Source organism: Streptomyces sp. NPDC019396 (assembly GCF_040632375.1).
GTDB lineage: Bacteria > Actinomycetota > Actinomycetes > Streptomycetales > Streptomycetaceae > Streptomyces.
In genome coordinates, this window is sequence record NZ_JBEYBS010000048.1 from 1 (window position 1) to 16,199 (window position 16,199).

Annotated in this window: 13 protein-coding genes and 2 pseudogenes; 6 read left to right on the top strand and 9 right to left on the bottom strand. The window is 63.9% G+C overall.

Annotation, left to right across the window (positions count from 1 at the left end; translation table 11 throughout):
• Positions 1 to 982: 982 nt before the first annotated feature.
• Together ABZ532_RS30270 and ABZ532_RS30275 are read right to left on the bottom strand one after the other, a co-directional pair.
• A complete protein-coding gene (locus ABZ532_RS30270) occupies positions 983 to 2,329 on the bottom strand; it encodes an RICIN domain-containing protein (protein ID WP_361290844.1) in 1,347 nt (448 codons plus the stop codon).
• Between the two features lie 108 nt (positions 2,330 to 2,437).
• Positions 2,438 to 2,605: pseudogene (locus ABZ532_RS30275) on the bottom strand (IS256 family transposase); the annotation flags it as partial.
• Between the two features lie 181 nt (positions 2,606 to 2,786).
• On the opposite strand from ABZ532_RS30275, the gene ABZ532_RS30280 reads away from it, so the two are divergent.
• On the top strand, positions 2,787 to 3,317 hold the full coding sequence (locus ABZ532_RS30280) for a hypothetical protein (protein ID WP_361290847.1): 531 nt from the start codon (positions 2,787 to 2,789) through the stop codon (positions 3,315 to 3,317).
• A 26-nt stretch (positions 3,318 to 3,343) separates the two neighbouring features.
• Here the strand turns inward: ABZ532_RS30280 and ABZ532_RS30285 are convergent, their stop codons facing one another.
• Positions 3,344 to 3,820 carry an ATP-binding protein gene (locus tag ABZ532_RS30285; RefSeq protein WP_361290850.1) on the bottom strand — a complete coding sequence of 159 codons (477 nt, stop codon included), beginning with the start codon at positions 3,818 to 3,820 and terminating at the stop codon, positions 3,344 to 3,346.
• A gap of 129 nt (positions 3,821 to 3,949) precedes the next feature.
• Between ABZ532_RS30285 and ABZ532_RS30290 the strand changes: the two genes are divergently transcribed.
• From ABZ532_RS30290 to ABZ532_RS30300, 3 genes are read left to right on the top strand one after another with little or no spacing between them, the layout of a single operon-like run.
• On the top strand, positions 3,950 to 5,086 hold the full coding sequence (locus ABZ532_RS30290; RefSeq protein WP_361290852.1) for a tyrosine-type recombinase/integrase: 1,137 nt from the start codon (positions 3,950 to 3,952) through the stop codon (positions 5,084 to 5,086).
• A complete protein-coding gene (locus ABZ532_RS30295; RefSeq protein WP_361290855.1) occupies positions 5,076 to 7,232 on the top strand; it encodes a tyrosine-type recombinase/integrase in 2,157 nt (718 codons plus the stop codon). The genes ABZ532_RS30290 and ABZ532_RS30295 overlap by 11 nt, the downstream gene beginning before the upstream one ends.
• Positions 7,229 to 7,678: a DUF6262 family protein gene (locus ABZ532_RS30300; protein ID WP_361290858.1), complete on the top strand. Its 450-nt coding sequence runs from the start codon at positions 7,229 to 7,231 to the stop codon at positions 7,676 to 7,678. The genes ABZ532_RS30295 and ABZ532_RS30300 overlap by 4 nt, the downstream gene beginning before the upstream one ends.
• A 46-nt stretch (positions 7,679 to 7,724) precedes the next feature.
• Here ABZ532_RS30300 and ABZ532_RS30305 read toward each other — a convergent pair whose 3' ends face one another.
• The 4 genes and pseudogenes from ABZ532_RS30305 to ABZ532_RS30320 all read right to left on the bottom strand — a co-directional run bounded on the left by ABZ532_RS30305 (position 7,725) and on the right by ABZ532_RS30320 (position 11,377).
• Positions 7,725 to 8,114, bottom strand: a complete 390-nt coding sequence (locus tag ABZ532_RS30305) for an ATP-binding protein (RefSeq protein ID WP_361290861.1) — start codon at positions 8,112 to 8,114, stop codon at positions 7,725 to 7,727.
• Positions 8,111 to 9,370: pseudogene (istA, locus tag ABZ532_RS30310) on the bottom strand (IS21 family transposase). The gene ABZ532_RS30305 and the pseudogene istA overlap by 4 nt, the downstream one beginning before the upstream one ends.
• Positions 9,371 to 9,907: 537 nt before the next feature.
• Positions 9,908 to 10,885, bottom strand: a complete 978-nt coding sequence (locus ABZ532_RS30315; RefSeq protein ID WP_361290880.1) for an IS630 family transposase — start codon at positions 10,883 to 10,885, stop codon at positions 9,908 to 9,910.
• Between the two features lie 105 nt (positions 10,886 to 10,990).
• Positions 10,991 to 11,377, bottom strand: a complete 387-nt coding sequence (locus tag ABZ532_RS30320; protein ID WP_361290864.1) for a hypothetical protein — start codon at positions 11,375 to 11,377, stop codon at positions 10,991 to 10,993.
• 1,038 nt (positions 11,378 to 12,415) lie between these two features.
• Here ABZ532_RS30320 and ABZ532_RS30325 point away from each other — a divergent pair.
• Positions 12,416 to 12,763 (top strand): hypothetical protein, encoded by a 348-nt coding sequence (locus ABZ532_RS30325; protein WP_361290867.1) that lies wholly within the window; start codon positions 12,416 to 12,418, stop codon positions 12,761 to 12,763.
• Between the two features lie 170 nt (positions 12,764 to 12,933).
• On the top strand, positions 12,934 to 13,161 hold the full coding sequence (locus ABZ532_RS30330; RefSeq protein ID WP_361290870.1) for a hypothetical protein: 228 nt from the start codon (positions 12,934 to 12,936) through the stop codon (positions 13,159 to 13,161).
• Positions 13,162 to 13,380: 219 nt separating this feature from the next.
• Here the strand turns inward: ABZ532_RS30330 and ABZ532_RS30335 are convergent, their stop codons facing one another.
• Together ABZ532_RS30335 and ABZ532_RS30340 are read right to left on the bottom strand one after the other, a co-directional pair.
• Positions 13,381 to 13,848 carry an ATP-binding protein gene (locus ABZ532_RS30335; RefSeq protein ID WP_361290873.1) on the bottom strand — a complete coding sequence of 156 codons (468 nt, stop codon included), beginning with the start codon at positions 13,846 to 13,848 and terminating at the stop codon, positions 13,381 to 13,383.
• 145 nt (positions 13,849 to 13,993) lie between these two features.
• Positions 13,994 to 14,527, bottom strand: coding sequence for a helix-turn-helix transcriptional regulator (locus ABZ532_RS30340; RefSeq protein WP_361290877.1), 534 nt, complete (start codon positions 14,525 to 14,527; stop codon positions 13,994 to 13,996).
• Between the last annotated feature and the right edge of the window lie 1,672 nt (positions 14,528 to 16,199).

Here is a 16,199-nt window from a genome sequence, read left to right on the forward strand (position 1 = left end):
TCTTCGGCTACCTCACCCCGTCCGAGACCCGACGGCATCAACAACACGCCCTCGCGGCATAACAAGATCGTGTCCAGGATCACGGGGAAACTTCAGGGCGCCCCTCAAGCCGCCTGTGTCTTCCATCGTTTTGGGCACGGGCGTATCGAGCCCCCCGTCGGCGTGCTCTGGCCGACGGGGGGCTCGTTCATGCCCGGCTCGTTCATGCCCGGCTCCCCGGCTCCCAGGCTTTCCGGCTCCCCGGCGCGGGCAGAGGGTTGTATCGCGCGATACGGGGCCGCGCTTTCGCGGTCCCGGCTGTGGCGGGTACAGGTGGGTGGCGTGGCTATTCGTCGCTGAGGTGCTGGCAGGTGGGGAACGGGTAGCCGCCTTCTTCGGGGAGGCGGTTGACGTCCGCGTGGACTGCGACCCGGATGCTTCCGTCGGGCGCTGTGTCAGAGAGGAGGGGCTGGTGAGCCAGAGCGCACTGAGCTGCTCGATCACCAGGGCGGCGGCGTCTGCGGTGCAGGCGGTGATGTCGATCCGTATCAGACCGGACTCGTCGGGGATGTCGTCGTTCACGGCAGGCACAACGGCGGCGGCTGGCATCGGTAGCGGCACCGCAGCCAAAGCCAGAGAGCGCACTGCGCTCACAGGGCCCGGTTCGCGTCGAGGCAGGTAACCCCAGTGCGACTTCGGAGGATCGTGCGGCTATCTGCGGCGGAGGATGGAGGCCGCGAGGCGGGCGAAAGCCTGAGGGCTGCAGGCAGCGGCTGAACGGCGAGCTGAGCCGAACCGGCCCGAATCGCTGCGCCGGGCTGTGGGGCTCTCGGGTTCCGCCCTGTTCAGGTGGACCGTCAAGCTCGTTTCCGTTGTGGGGTTCTTGGCGGCCGGGTCTCGCTCTCTGGGTGGAGGCCCGGCCGCGGGTGCTTCCGGTCCTGTCGCCGGGAGCATGGTGTTGAGGCTAGGTGTGGTTGTGTGGGGTTGCGCGGTGTGGGGTGACTTACCGTATGCTATCCCACTTTGTCGTAAAGCGTTGTGCCCCCGAGTCGTTGTTGCAGCGATAGAGCTGCAGTTGTGAAAGATCGATCGACTTTGCACCCGGAATGTCTATGCACATATTTCTATTAGCGCCATTCTGCCAGGAGAAACCTCCATCGCTACCAGTCGGATACCATGTCATGGGCTTATGGCCGTTAACGCAAGACCATACGTGCAGCTTAGTTCCATTCGTCATCTTGTCATCTACGGGAGATATGCACTTGTCGCGAACTTTCAGTTGATGGTTTGCGAGAAAAGTTACCTGCTGTGCTGGATTCGACTTACACCTGTACAGCTGAACTGGCCTACCGTTAGGGATGGTACCCCCCGAGTCGCCATCGCGAAGATCCAAACATTTATTCATTGCCGCCATGGGGCTGGGGAGGCAGTCCTCAATTCGCGTGGCCCAAGTGCCCTGGATTTTGTTGTCGCCTGAATGTATGGGAAATTTGACGACGCTATTCACCCTTAGGATATTTTTCGGATCGCTCGGGTTATGTGTCGTAGTTGTCCCATCTGGGTTATGTGTTCTCTTGAGTTGAATTTGCCAATATCCGTTTGCGATGATTGCTTTAGGGTTGAAGGTGAGCTGAGTGGATTTTCTCCACGCGCCGCCAGTGTCAACGGTATTCGTTACACTCTGCATATTTTGGTAAGCGACATAATGGCTTGAGGTGCGCGTGTATTGAAGGCTGGTTGACGCCTCCATGAAGATGCCCTTCAAAGTCGCTGTGGCGGTCACGGCAATGGAATTACTGTTACCATCCGTGACTGTGACTCCCGCGGTGGTGCTTTCGCTTCTGCTGAACCTTACAGTCGACGGCTCAAGGCCGCACTGACTTATGGAGTCGCCTGTATCGGCCTCTTTTTCAATCACGTTTTCATATTCGTACAGATTGCCTTGACGCTCTGATGTGACAATAAACTGGCAACGCTCTACGTCGGATCTAAAATAGCGTCCAAAATCAAGCGTATTCGTCGCGCATGCCTCAGTGGCAGATTCGGCGGATACGCCAAATTCGAGCCATGGTCTGGTCTCTTCGGCTGAACTCTGCGCGGCATTCGCTATCAGCGTGACGCATGCGAGGCAGGTTATTGCAGTCGGCCTTGTGTAACGTGAGAGTGTTCCACTGCGGTGTCTGCGGTAGTGCCGGTTAGAGAAGCGAGGGGTAGTCATAAGGCGCACTTTTGCTCCCTGTTTCGATATTCCGTGCTCCACTAACATGAGTGAAGACTTATCGGATCCGGGTCTTAGTCTTGCGCCGCCGGCACGCTCGCACCCTAGTGATTCTCCCCAGTCTTTCACCATCGTCCCGGGGCCACCGGGAACCTCCACACCGGAACGAGGTCTTCCAATGCGACCGCGAGAGGGGTGTCGGCCCAGGGTCCAGCGAGTGGTGTAACCGCGGGTTGGTTGTTACCGCTGGGGCGCGGTGAGGCGGCCGTCGAAGGCTTGGAGGGCTGGCTTCCATCGCCTGGTCCAGCGCTTCGCGCCGTTCCCGGTCGGGTCCAGGCTCATGACCGCGAGGTAGACGCACTTGACGGCGGCCTGCTCGGTGGGGAAGCGCCCTCGGTCTCGTACACTCACGTCGGTCATCAACTTCCGGTTTCTGCTCAGGAGTTACACCGATCACCGGTGTCAACGCTCTCGCAGAAATGACCACCCACCAGTCCCGCAGAATTGACCCCCTGGGGTTGTTTCGGCTTTGTTCGTCGGCTTGTGCGCGAGGTGACAGTCGTCTACCCAGAGGCCATAGAGTGCGCCTATGGAGATCCTCGGCCTTGGCCCCGTGGCCGTCGACGCTGACTTTGGCGACTATGTGAGCCCGTCGCTCCCCGTTCCCGTCTTCGGTGACACCCTCTGCCGGTTCGCCGTCGTCGGCTATGACGATGACGATGCGAAGGCCGACTTCGAGACGGCCATCAGCGCGTTTCTGGAGCTCGACGAGTCAGCTCTGAGGTCCGCGTCGATGCCGGTCTTCCAGTACTACCTGGACGTGAAGGCCGAGGTGGGCGGTGATGAGGACCTCGTCTCCATAGCTGGCCCGGACGACGTCTGGTCTCATATCCAGCCCGGAGGCGAGGTGACGGTCCAGCGGGAGGACGCCCACGGCGACCGGCAGGTGTACGTCTCCGTGGAGTGCGAGTGCGCTTGGGAGCCCGAGCAGGGTCTTCAGATCGTGTTCCGCCGCGGTAGCTCGGTGACGAAGGTAGGCCCGTTCGACAGTCACCTCACCAACGTCTCCGCCTTCGACCGTGCAGATCTCGCTGACGTCGTCTACCACCGATTCGGCTGAGGGGCCGGCGGCGGTGAGGCCCAGCCTCACCGGTTCTCCTTGGCCAGGAGTTCCCGTCGCTGGCGGGTCCGGTAGGAGTCGCCGGTCAGTGTGAGGTCCTCGGCGTGGTGGACGAGGCGGTCGATCATCGCCGCGGCCACGACGTCGTCGGAGAAGGTCTCTCCCCAGCGCCCGAAGGGCAGGTTCGAGGTGACCATGACGGAGCCCTGTTCGTAACGCGAGGCGATGAGCTGGAAGAACAGGTTGGCCGCGTCCTGGTCGAACGGAATGTATCCCACCTCGTCAATAATGATCAGCTTGTAGCGACGAATCTTCTTCAACTCGGCTTCCAGGCGCCCGGCTTGATGGGCTTCGGCAAGACGGGTGATCCAGTTGCTGGCGGTGTCGAACAGGACCGAGTAGCCGGCGTGGGCGGCCTTCACTCCCAGGCCGATGGCCAGGTGGGTCTTGCCGATCCCGGGCGTTATCAGCGGGGCGTGAGCCCCTCGATTCTCTGTCTGCAACGAGCGTCACCGTGAGCGTTCTGCGTCGTTGATGCATTGCTATCAACGGGAGTTCTTCAACGAGACGGAACGGCATCAGTGGCGCATAGCTTGGCGGTCCGGCCCGCGAACGGTCGGCGGACGTGGACCGTGATCGACGAGAAGTACCGAACCGTCGCACCGGTCGAGGACTGGCTGGAGGCCCATAGGCAGCTGTGGTCGCCGAACACGGTCCGCGGCTATGCGACCTCGCTGGCCCAGTGGTGGACGTTCCTCGAACAGCGCGACGAGACCGGAAGGTGGGGCGATCTCGGGGTCCCGGCGGTCTCGGGGTTCCTGTCCTGGTTGCGCAATGGCCGCACCGTCGAGCACACCCTGGTCGAGCCCGAACCGGCCCCGGAGGCCGGGACGTTGGAGGCGAGACTGGCCGCGCTGATCTCCTTCTATCGCTGGCAGGAGGCGGTCTTCTCAGTGCCGGTCGAGGGCCGGCTCATGCGCGGGACGCCGCGACGGGCCCCGGCCCGGGGCCTGCTCGCGCACCTGGACGCCCGCACCGCTCCCGCGCCGTCCTCGCTGGTCAGGGTCCGGCGCCAGCGGCATCATGGGCGCCCTCCGCTGCTGCTACCGACTGAGATCCAGGCGATCCTGGACGGCTGCGCGATGCCGGACGCCACGGTCAGCGACTGGAGAGGGAACCTGCGCGACCGGCTGCTGTTCGCCCTGCTCGCCGAGACCGGCATGCGCCTGGGAGAGGCCCTCGGCCTGCGGATCTGCGACTTCGTCATGGGCCGTGGCTCCACTCCCTATGTCGAGATCGTGCCTCGCGAGGACAACACGAACGGGGCCAGGGTGAAGATGATGCGCCCGCGACGCGTCTATGTCGGCAGCGACCTGGAGCGACTATTCGCCGACTACCTCACCCACCTCGCCTGCCGGGCCGCCGAGTTCGGCATCGAGATCGATACCGGATCGCCGCTGCTGGTGAACCTGGAGCGGCCGCCGCTGCTGGCCGCCCTGCGCGAGGGCACGGTGCGGGACAAGGTATCCGCCCTGCGCAAGAAGGGCGTCGGCCCCGCCTCCTGGACGCCGCACTGGTTCCGGCACAGCCACGCGACCGCGCTGTTGCTGGCCGGGACGCCGGAGTGGGTGGTCTCCCGCCGACTCGGTCACGCACACGTGCAGACCACCCTCGACCTTTATGGCTGGGTCCGCGAGGACGAGGCCCTGCGGGTCGCGGCGAACTGGAAGTCGTACATCTCTGCCTGGCAGGTCGACGATGGCGGGTGAACAGCGTCATCTCCATGCGGCCGGCGACGAGGATCCGTTCTGGCGGCTCTGGACCGAGTTGCCAGAGCCCTGGAAGGGGCGGGCGATCAGGGACGGCATCGACGACTGGGAGAAGATCACCGAGAACGGCGACCGGAGCATCGACCTGACCGGTCTGCCCGACCTGATCGCCGCCGAACTGGCCTGGATGGCGCACTGGCAGGCGATGGACGGGACCCGTTCCTCGGTGCTGGGCACCAACCAGTTCGCGAACATCCTGCGCCGCGCGATCCGCGACCAGCACCCTTTCCCTGCCTCGATCCGGACCATGGACTGGGAGACCGCGGCCGCTCTGCAGCGGTGGTTCTATGCAACCCGCTGGGGCCGCCTCATTCCTCGCGGCAGCGTCGCCCGGCTGCGGGTGATCTTCCGCTTCTCCCGTCTGGCCCTCCTCGCCCGCTGTTCGGACGGCCCCTGGTGGTCTCTGGACGAGTGGCATCCGCGCTGCGATCCGCGGATTCCGCTGGCCGAGCACGAACCTCAGGCCCACTACGGCTGTTCCCCCTCGAAGATCACTCAGCCGTGGCTGCGGGAGGCCGTGAAGTGGTGCCTGGGCACCCAGTTGGAGGCCGGCACGTTGCGCTGGTCGACCGTGAGCCAGGAGCGGATGCGATGCTTCGCCCGCTTCGACCGGTGGCTCCAGACCTTCACCGACCCCCTCGACGTTCTGGGCGACCCGGCCCACGCGGTCCAGCTGGCCGCCGCCTTCCGCCGCTGGGACACCGATCCCGCCAACCGGCTCCTGCGACAGAATGAGCAACGGTTCGCCGGGCAGCCCGTCCATCCCCGCCTGGTCAACGACGACCTGCGGGCCGTCGCCGAACTCTTCGCGTTCGTCGCCGCGAACCCCATCGAGGCTCGCCAGGTCCTCGGGCCGAACCCGTGGTCGCGGGTCACCGACGCGCACGCGGCTGGCTGGTTCCGGCAGGTCTCCCGCATCCCTGACCGGCGCGAACTCAACAACGAGCACTACGTCGACGACCACGCGCTCGCGCAGATCCCCGCCGCACTACCCCTGCTCGGGCTCCCCCGCCACGAAGAGATGGCCCTCACCCGCGGTGACGAACAGCAGGTCACCGCCCGCGGCTTCGACGACCCGCAGGCCATGCGCATGATCCTGCTGCAGATCCTCACCGGGCGACGGGCCAGCGAAATCCGCACCAGCCGCTTCGACTGTCTCTCCCCGGTCCCCGACCGGGCCGTCGACGCTGCCGAAGGAGAACAGATCGCCCGCTTCCACTACGCACAGAGCAAGATCGACATCGCGCCGGACACCATCCTCGTCGACGCCGAGGTCGTCGCGGTCATCGAGGAACAACGACGGTGGGTCCGTGAGCACTTCCCCGGCATCACCCCGCGTCACCTGTTCCTGCAGCGGACCGGGAACCGGCAGGGCGACAAGCCCTACCCCTCGGGCACCTACAGCTGGATGTTTCGCGAGTTCAGCAAGATCGTGAAGATCACCGACAGCAAGGGCAAGTCCGTCGGGCTCAGCCACACCCACCGCTTCCGTCACACCAAGCTGACCCGGCTCGCCGAACTCGACTTGCCCGTCCATGTGTTGATGCGCTATGCCGGACACGCGACCCCGACTATGACGATGCACTACGTCGCCGCCCGCCAGGAACACGCCGAGCAGGCGTTCCTGGCCACCGCGAAACTCCGCGCAGACGGCACCCACGTCACCTTCTCCCACGACGACCAGGACAGCCTCCACCTGTTCAACCGCGCCGACCGATTCCTGCCCCACGGCTGGTGCCTACTGCCGCCCCTGCAGACCTGCGACAAGGGGAATGCCTGTCTGACCTGCTCGGTCTTCGTCACCGACACCTCCCACCAAAGTGCTCTGGAACGGCAGTTGGACGAGACCGAGGCCCTGATCAACCGCAGCACCACCGCGTTCCAACAGCGACACGGACGCCCGATGCCCGAGGACAACGTCTGGCTGCTGCAACGACGAGCCGAACACGCGGCCCTCACCAAGCTCCTGGACACCCTCCGCTCCAAACCCGGAGGCGCCATCCAGGGCGCCGGCTGCGGCGCCGCCCCCGCCGGCCCGGTCCCGCTCACCCTCGACCTCGACCGCCACCGAAGGACCCGGCCATGACCGACGACACTCGCACCAAGCGCACCCAGACACTCGCCACCGCCGCGAAGGCCAAGTCACAGGCCAAGACCACCGCGGCAGAGAAGGCGATCCGCACCCTGGTCAAACGCGGTGAGCCGATCACCTTTCAGGCCGTCCAGAGGGAAGCCGGCGTCTCCCATGCGTTCCTCTATAACCACCCCGACCTGCGAGGACGCATCGAACGACTCCGGGCCCAGGCCCGGCCCGTTCCCGCACCGACGCCTCCGGCGGACGAGCACAGCACCCTCGTCCTCGCACTGACCGGCCAGATCACCCGCCTGAAGAAGCAGCACCGAGAAGAAGTACAGGCCCTGCGGGACGCGCTCGAACGAGCCCACGGCGAGAACCTCGACCTGCGACGCGAACTCGCCCGCCGAGGCGGCAACACCCCCGTTCCGCGGACGCGAACCATCGGCCCCTGCTGACCACGTCACATCGATCGAAGAATCATCCTGAGCTGCAAAAACATGCTCAGATCGCGAACGAACCGGCGATAACCGAGGGCCCGAGCAGGACCACGTTCTCCGCCTTTGCCACAAACGTCCTGGTCGCCAGGTGCGCGAGGACGTCGCGCCGCAGTGACGGCAGGTGGTCGAGGTTGAAGTCCTCCAGCGTTTTGACCTGCGGGAAGTGGGCGGTGCGGATCCGCATCACGGTGCCCTTGGACTCCCGGTCGGCGACCTGACGCTGCAGCAACGCGGCCAAGTACTCCTCGTGGGACCAGTTTTCGTCCCGTGCCTGGGCGGCGAGTTCCTCCCAGAACGCGCCGATGGTCGGGGTTTTCAGCACCCTCGTCAGGTAGGCGATCATGGACGGCATGCCGTCCTTCGGTGCCGCGGTCGCCTTGGTTGCGGTGGTCATTCGTTGCTCACTTTCGGGCTCACAGGATCGAAGTCGACGCCGAACAGGGCGTCGTAGTCGGGCAGGGCCCGCAGGGCGACGGCATGGCCGTCGGGGTGATGTCGGGTCGCGGCCGCGCGTTTCTCGCGGTCCAGGGCCAGGGCCTGGCGCATCCGCTGAGCGGTGGTGGCATGGACGGGATCGGTGACGACGGCCTGCTTGGCCCAGGACCGCTCGTGCCGGGCGACGACCTGGCCGTCGCAGAACACGGTCACGGTGTCCGGGGAGGCGGTGACGTCGACGAACCGGCCGATGACCTGCGGATCGACCGAGTAGTCGACGGTGTCGACGCGGACGTAGTAGTCCCGGCCGAGCCTGACCCGCTGGCTGAGCCCGATCGGCGGCTCAACCGGTGGCAGCGGGATCATCGACAGGTAGTCGGTCTCCAGCAGGTCGACTGGACGGCCCCGGATTGACCGGACCGTACGGGAGCTGGCCTTGACGAGCTATTCGGCCAGTTGCTGGTTAAAGTCCGCGGGCGAGGCGAACTGCCGGCCAGGCAAGAACGATGTCTCCAGATAGCCGTTGCTCCGCTCGACCATGCCCTTGTATTCGGGGTCGCGGGGCGGCGCGAGCTTGATCTTCGTGGCGAGGGTGCCGGCGAACGCCGCCGCCGGGGCCGTGAGCTTCCCGCTCCCGCCGATCGCCGCCTCACGGTCCCAGACCAGCGTCTTTGGAACCCGGCCGATGCCGCTGATCAGCTGCCACATGCCCGACAGGATGTCGCCGCCCTGGCGCGAGGGGATCATCACCGCGGTCATGAACCGGGAGAACCCCAGCGTCATCACCAGCACCGGCAGCACCCGCTCCTGCCCGCCGCCCACCTGCACCTTCGTCTCCGGGAACCACAGGTCGCACTGGGCGACCTGCCCAGGTTCGTAGGTGACCCGGTCGACCGGATCGATCCCGACGTACTCCGGCCGGATCAGTGCCAGCCGTTTGCGAAGCGGCGCCGACGAGTGCGGCCAGCCGATCCGCTCGGCGATCACCGGGGCCGGCATCCTGGGCCTCTCCTGCAACAGGGCCCGCATCTGCGGCTCGTAGGCGTCAGCGACATGCCCCCGAGGAGCCCGCTGGAACACCGGGGGACGATCCGAGTTCAACGCGGACCGCACCGTGTTCCGGGCCACCCCCAACCGTCGTGCGATCTCCTTGATGGGCACGCCTTCCGCTCGATGCAGACGGCGTATCTCGGCCCAGTCCTCCACTTTCAGCACCCTCCAGATGCTCAAGGGGGTTAATTCTGCGAGAGCACCTGGGGGTCAGTCTTACGAGAGCAACGACAACCGGGCTCTGTCCCGTGATCGGTGGTAGCGCTATGTGGTGATCACTGGAGGAGGACGCGGTGGCGGAGCGGGGGAACCCGGCTCGCCGTGCCTCGTGATCTTCTTGGTTCGTGTGTTGACGCCTTCGGTGCGGCCGTTGTGGTACGGGGTGGTGAGTCCGGCGTTGACGGCTGGCGGTCAGCGGTGCCCGTACAGCGTTTTGAGGGCCCGGGAGGGTGAGGGTGTCGGCGTGTGCTTCCGCCGGCGGTGGTGTCGGCATCGTGGGAGGGGAGGGCGACGAACTCTACGACTGGGACTGGTGTATGACATGGGGCTGTGTCCGGGCGAGCGGAATGAGGAACCGCGACGCCCGTTCAGCCGCGTGCCTGCCGTGCTGTCGACGGCGTTGGTCCGGTTGTCGCTGGACGCGGGCTTGAGGTTCCCCCGCTGCGCGGGAAGGGCTGCCTATTGATCCGAAACTCTTTGGGTTCACTCGTCGAGGATGTCGCGGACGTGCGGGGCTTTGAAGTAGCCGGTGACGACGTGGGGCTGACGCTGTCGGCGGTGGAAGAACCTGCGGGTTTCGGTGGCGAGTTCGCTCTGGTTCCTGGCCCGGTGGGTGTGGGGCAGGATGCGTTTGAGGTCGGCGTTGACCAGCGCGTCCGGGTTCAACACGGGTGAGTACGAGGGCAGGAGGTGCAGCTCGATCTCGTCCGTGTGGTCGGTGAGCCAGGCACGGACTGCCTTCGAACGATGGGCCGAGTGACGGTCCACGATCAGGTGGACCTTCCGGTCGAAGTGTCCCACGAGCCGGGCAAGGAAGCGGCACATCACCTGCGCGTCGAAGGTGCCGGTGAAGACCATGAAGTGCATCCGCCCTTCGTGCTGATCGCGGACATCGCGTTCACGGAGAACCGGTTCCCGGTGCGGCGGACAACTGGGGTCGCCCCCCTTGACGCCCCAGGTGCGGCCGGTGACCTGGTCCGAGCGGATCCCGACCTGGTCGCCGAAGAGGACTTCGGCGCCCTCCGCCTTCGCCCTGGCCCGGATCGCCGGCCAGGTCTCCTCGCACCAGGCGCGGACGGCCTCCGGATCCTGTTCGACAGCCCGCTTGTCCGGCCGCTGGAAGGTCAGCCCCCACCGCTTGAGGTACTTGCCCACGCCGGGCTCGGTGAACCGGACCCGGTACAGCTTGAAGATCAGCTCGCCTATGAGCCCCCGCGTCCACAGCTGACCGGAAAGCCCCAGGTCGCAGGGGATGTGATCGAGGACCGCCTGCCGCACGGCAGCCTGCTCGCCCTCGGACAGCACCTGATGCTCGCCAGTGCGGCGGCCTCGCGGACGGGACAGCAGCGCGTCCCGGCCGCCCGCCTGCCACCGCGCCCACCAGTTGTCCACGGCCCTGACCGACACCCTGAACAAGGCCGCGACCTCTACCCTGTCCCGGCCCTTCACCAGCGCGGACACCGCCAGCAACCGCACAGCCTCTTGTACGTCCGGCGACCACGTCCGCGCATCCCCCACCAGATCCCTCACGCACTGTCAACGAGGTTGAACTCAAAGCGTTTCGGATCAATAGGATGCCTGGAAGCCGACCTTGAAGACACCGAAAAGGGTGACTTCTGTGGACGCGCCTACCGAAAAATTTTGAGACGTGGTTTTGGTGGAGCTCCAGGTGATCCATTTACTGGACGTTCCCGTATGGTTACAGTTGTAAACCATCTCCCCTTCCTGCCGGCGATCGCTGAGTCCACTTTCCACCAACAAAGGTTCCCACGAGCAATTCGTATCGTCGTCGTCATCACTTGCGAACTCTGCGCATGTACGCAGGAGAAAGTCATGACCAGGATAGGGTGTGTGGTTCGCCTGCGCTGCTGGCGCGCCACCAATGAGCCCCATAACGGCAACGGATGAATTCGCTAGCAGTGTGAGGATGCGCTGGCGCAGTTTTCTGGCCATATTTCTCTCCTTCTGCATATTGCCTTGAGAGCCAGTGCACAACTCCTTGCGAGAGGGACTTCTCACAATACGAACGAGAGGAGCCTGGGGGTCGTGCACGAGGCACAATAGAACGTGAGCTACCCGTGTGATGCTAGGGAGAATCCATAATCTCGCTACTGTCGGGCGGGCTGTTCGCTAGTCGGCCATCGATTTTTCAGATATCCAGCCCGATTGCCCATGATTGACCCGGCGTGTTCTGACCGGTCTGACGCACAGCGTTGCGCGTTTTCCGATGCCGCCAAGCTGCGGGTGGCTGTCCGCGCCGCACTGAGCCCCTTTACATCCTCAGTCTGAGCTGGCCAGATGCAGGGTGAGGACGGCTTGGACCAGTCCGGGAGGCCTATTCACGGGGGTTTTGGTCTGGCTGCCCGTGATCATGTAGACGGCCCTGCTCGGTAGCGTGACGGTTGCGAAGACGTCGGGAAGCTACCAGGGCAGGGCCGTTGAGCCGTTACGACAGGACTGGAGACGGATCAACTGGACGTGTTGGTGGCGCGGGTCCATCGGGCGCTCGTGGAGGATCCGGACCCGCCGGTGGTGCCAGGGCGGATGTGGGCGCTGGGGGTCCCTCTGACCGGCGTGGTCGCCTGATGAGAGCAGTGCTGCCGCGTCTCTGCCCTCGCCTCCGCGTTCATAGATACATGAGATGTCACCGTAGGCGGCATGGATGACTGGGAGCAGTTCGTCGATAAGGTTCCGTGGTTTGTCGAACCCACGAATCGGGCCGTAGTCGGTACACCAGGTCCGTGGGCCCGCGGGTCGAGCGAGAGCCTGCCCGAACTGTCCGCACTGCTCGCCGCAGCGACTCTCACTCCCGTGTCAGTCGCGGGCCGTGAGTACGAACTGTTGGCCTGGGGGCCGCAGGATATGCGACGGGGGTGGTTGTGCCATCCGCCTCACTCTGGAAACGGGGTCGATGTCGCCCCAGTCCATGGAGAATTCTGGCGGCTATGCGGGGGGATCGCCGAACGGTTCTCGGAACCTGACACCTGGTGGGTGAACCAGGACGACGTCCTCACGATCGATGCGACCCGGCACAGTGTTGGTGACGACCTGGATGCCTATGCGTGGGCGTGGGAAGACGAGGGTTTGACCCTTCCGATCAACGCAGCGGACTACTACGCCGCGGCGATCGAAGCCAATGGAAACCTGACGCTTGCACACCGTCAGGACGGCCGGCTCATTCTTTTTGCCCCCGACCACGCCTTCGAGCATGTCCAGCCGCTGGCAGGCTGCCCGCCGTTTTCGCTGCTGACGATCGACGGTGTGCCTGACCTATTGGCATGGATCGAGAGGTGCGCCTCCGCCTGGCAAGAAGGGAACACGGGCCTGGGCCGACAGTAGCCGAGCGGAACGAATCCGTCGTTCCGTGCACCGCACGGAGCTCCACACGTCATGACGGTGGGGCTTCCCGGTCACCGATTGTCCGCGTACTCGTCTGAGTGCACCACCGAGTACGAAGTTATGTGCACCACTGCTCAGGCCACGTCGGTTGATCAACCCTGCTCTTCGAGATGCACGACGAATGGATCGCCTTCCCTCGCCGCTACCTGCCCGAAGGCAGCATGGACGAGCTCTACCGCGAACGCCCCGACAGTGCTCCCGCACTACCCCAACACCACAGACACGACCGCCAGTTGATCCACAACACCACGACAATGGGCATGATCCTCTGGGGTGCTGTCTGGCACGACACCACAGCTCATCCGGCGACCGGGCGGCCTGCTGCGCGGCTCATGTGATGCTCCGGTCCTTCCGATCACACGTCCTCCCCTCTGGGGGACGGACCGCTGTTCCGGTAGATAAGCCTGATGCACCGTTCTTCCTGGAGCGTGTAGTTGAATGCAATAATGTTGAGGAAGAGTCCCTCAATCATGCGTACCGGGAAGGCGCAAAGGCAGCGCCCATGTTTCCTCTTCACGAGAACCGTATCCTTTCTATTCCTAGACTGTGGCGTTCTGCTAGCAGAGTGCTTTCATGTTGCATGGGAAAGCAGTCCCCTGCGAATTCCAATTGTGTGCCCGTGGGCCAAGGCGAAACCAGACAGTCTTGGAGTCCGTTCCATATGTGACCCACCATTCTTCAGCGAGTGCATTCACCAAATAAAGTCCCCGACCATGGGTCGAACTCAAATCTTCCTCACCATGTGAGATCTGGCACGGAGAGCCGTCTGAAACCCCGACCAGCAGGGATATTCCCTCTTTGTCGGCAGTCGCCGTGCAATGTATGTGAACTGCTGTCCGTGCGTGCAGCACAACATTTGTTACTAGTTCGCTCACGAGCAGTTCGGCATCTTCCAGAAAATCAGGTGCTGGGGCCAACTCCGACGTCGTAAGCGCGGATGCGAATTGGCGGATAAATGTGCGGGCTTCGGAAGGTACAGTCCTTCCATGCTCAAGCCGGCCGGATGATTGTGAGAGTGCAGGCATAATTCCTCCCGGTGGTTACGAGGTGCAGTACAGCCAGGTGCCGCATACGTATCCCAGTAATCCACGATATCCGTCCGTCCGCATGAGTACTTTTGGCCATCTGGTGAGCCTGTCCGACCTGAGCGCGTGAGTATTATTCAGTGGCCTACCAATGGGACTCGTCAACGAGAACACGGTCTTGCATGATCTTTCTGAGTTCTCGACGACTGGCTATTGAAAAGCGTTGAAAGAGTACAGATAGGTGGTACTCCACAGTCTTATGGCTTATGAAGAGTCTGGCGGCGATCTCCTTGTTCGTCAGACCCCGGCCCACCAGATTTGCTATCTCACCCTGCCGCTTCGAAAGTGAGCGACAGACCCGCCCTTGGCTCTCGCTGCGATCAACCAGATTTTCCCCGGCGTTTCCAGGGAGAACCATTGAGGGGACCTCAACCAACAGCCGGTCGGTAGAGTCATAGTCGATCTCCACGACGACCTCGTCGCGAAGAGTTGTCGACGCTCTGCCCAAAAACCGCAAATATAGCCTGTGCTCGGAATCCTCGAGCAGTCCTTCCCAGAGCTCGATATACGCCCCTGGAAAGTCCTCGCATTCTGGACGTGCCTCGGAAGGAATAGAGTGACTCCCCTCGATCTCGGCTTCTGTGTCCATTCTCCATATGAGAAGCGAAATCTTTGCCATGCGGTCCCCGCTGCCTGCCGCAATTTCTGAGAGGGTCGCGGCCAGGGAATCGAGTCCATTGCCACCCGAACCTCGGAGTCTCACAATTTGTCACCCTTTGCAACTGATCCTGGAGACGCGAATCATCATCTAGTGAGCCGCAAGCCTGCAAGAGTAGAAATACTCTGCCGGTACTCAACTAACTCCACCGGAGAATGATCAAAGATATGACGGAGTGACAAGAAAGGGATGATGGTCGATTAGCGTGGTGATGCTCCATGCTGGAGCTTAATGCCCCTTGAGATCTGATAAGCATAAACGTATGCCTCAGCGCCAAAGGTGACCGCAGTACTCCGCACGAGCTTTTCACGGAGATCATTTTTCCTTAAGTTCTAGGACTTGGCCCCGGGGATTTTCCCTAAGACAACTCTCTCGCAGGCCACATTCCCAGGGAAATTCCCTAAGGGGTGACCGGAACCAACCCGCCGGGTGTGCAGGAAGACTCGACTTGGACCAGGGCAGCTCAGACGGGTGTGGCGGGCCAGTGATGTTCAGGTCTCGAGGATGTTCTGGTCTGGTGTTCCGACTTTGGGTGTGGGATTCGGATGGCTGAAGCGGTTGCGTTCGGGCGTGATGGGGGTGGTCTGGGGGTGTGTTCGGTTTGGTTGTTCGGACGGTTGGCCTGCGGTCCGGTAGTTGTGTGGGATTGATCTTGGTTTTCTCGTAGGTGGGGTGGCACGTCCGTAGGCGGCTGCGCTCTCTGGGAGCTCGGGGGTTCTGGATGGTGCTGGTCAGTGGTGGGTGAGGAAGGCCTGGAGCGGGTCGTTCGCGTTGAGGGGCAGGCGTGGTAGCCCGAGTCGGTGGGCGAAGGCTGAGGGCGTTGCCGGTGGTGTGGTGTGGCCGGTCCGGGAGGGTGGCGAGTGCGCGGGCGAGGGCAACGGTTTCGGGGTAGGTGATCAGGTCGCGTGCGAGGAGTGTGGGGGAGGCGCTGCTGGTGGTCGTGCCAGCGGGTGATGGCGCGTGCCGCGGTCCAGGCGGTGGCGGCTCGGGGGTGTTGTAGGAGTCGCTGGTGTGCGTGGTGCGCGGCGGCAAGCTCCGGCACTGCCCATGTGCGGACGGTGGAGGTGAGCCGCGGGTCGGGAGCGGCTTGGTGGTGGCGCGGGCACACCAGTTGGTGCGGCGGCCGATGAGCCCAGGCGGTGTCGGTGGCGTTCTGGCCGCGGTGGCGGGTGCACAGGGTGCAGGCGCGGACGGGCTGCTGTGCGGCCTCCAGCCGTTTCCAGCGTGCGGCGGCTGCAGTGTGGTGGGCGTCGTCGTTGGGGGCGAGACGGGGCATGGCGCGTGTCAGGTGGGGGAGTGGGGTGCGGGGCAGGGCGGCGAGATTGTGGCAGACGGCAGGGCTGAGGTGGAGTTCAGATGTCGGTAGCGTGCCGTGGCCGGTCAGGGTGATGCCGGTGCTCTCGAGGAGCTGGGGCAGCGTCAGCCGGTATGCGGTGGCAAGGCGTTGCACATAGGAGGCGGTCGCCTCAAATGTCAGCGGCCGTACGCGGAGCACGCCCGGTGCTCGGCCTTGGGGAACATCGGTACAGCCGTTAGCGCTAAGAACTCCTAACAAAGGCGTTGGACGTGTCGGTGGGTGATGAGGCAGGTGGCGAGTCCGAGGAAGGCTTCGTGGATGTCGTCGCGTCGTTCC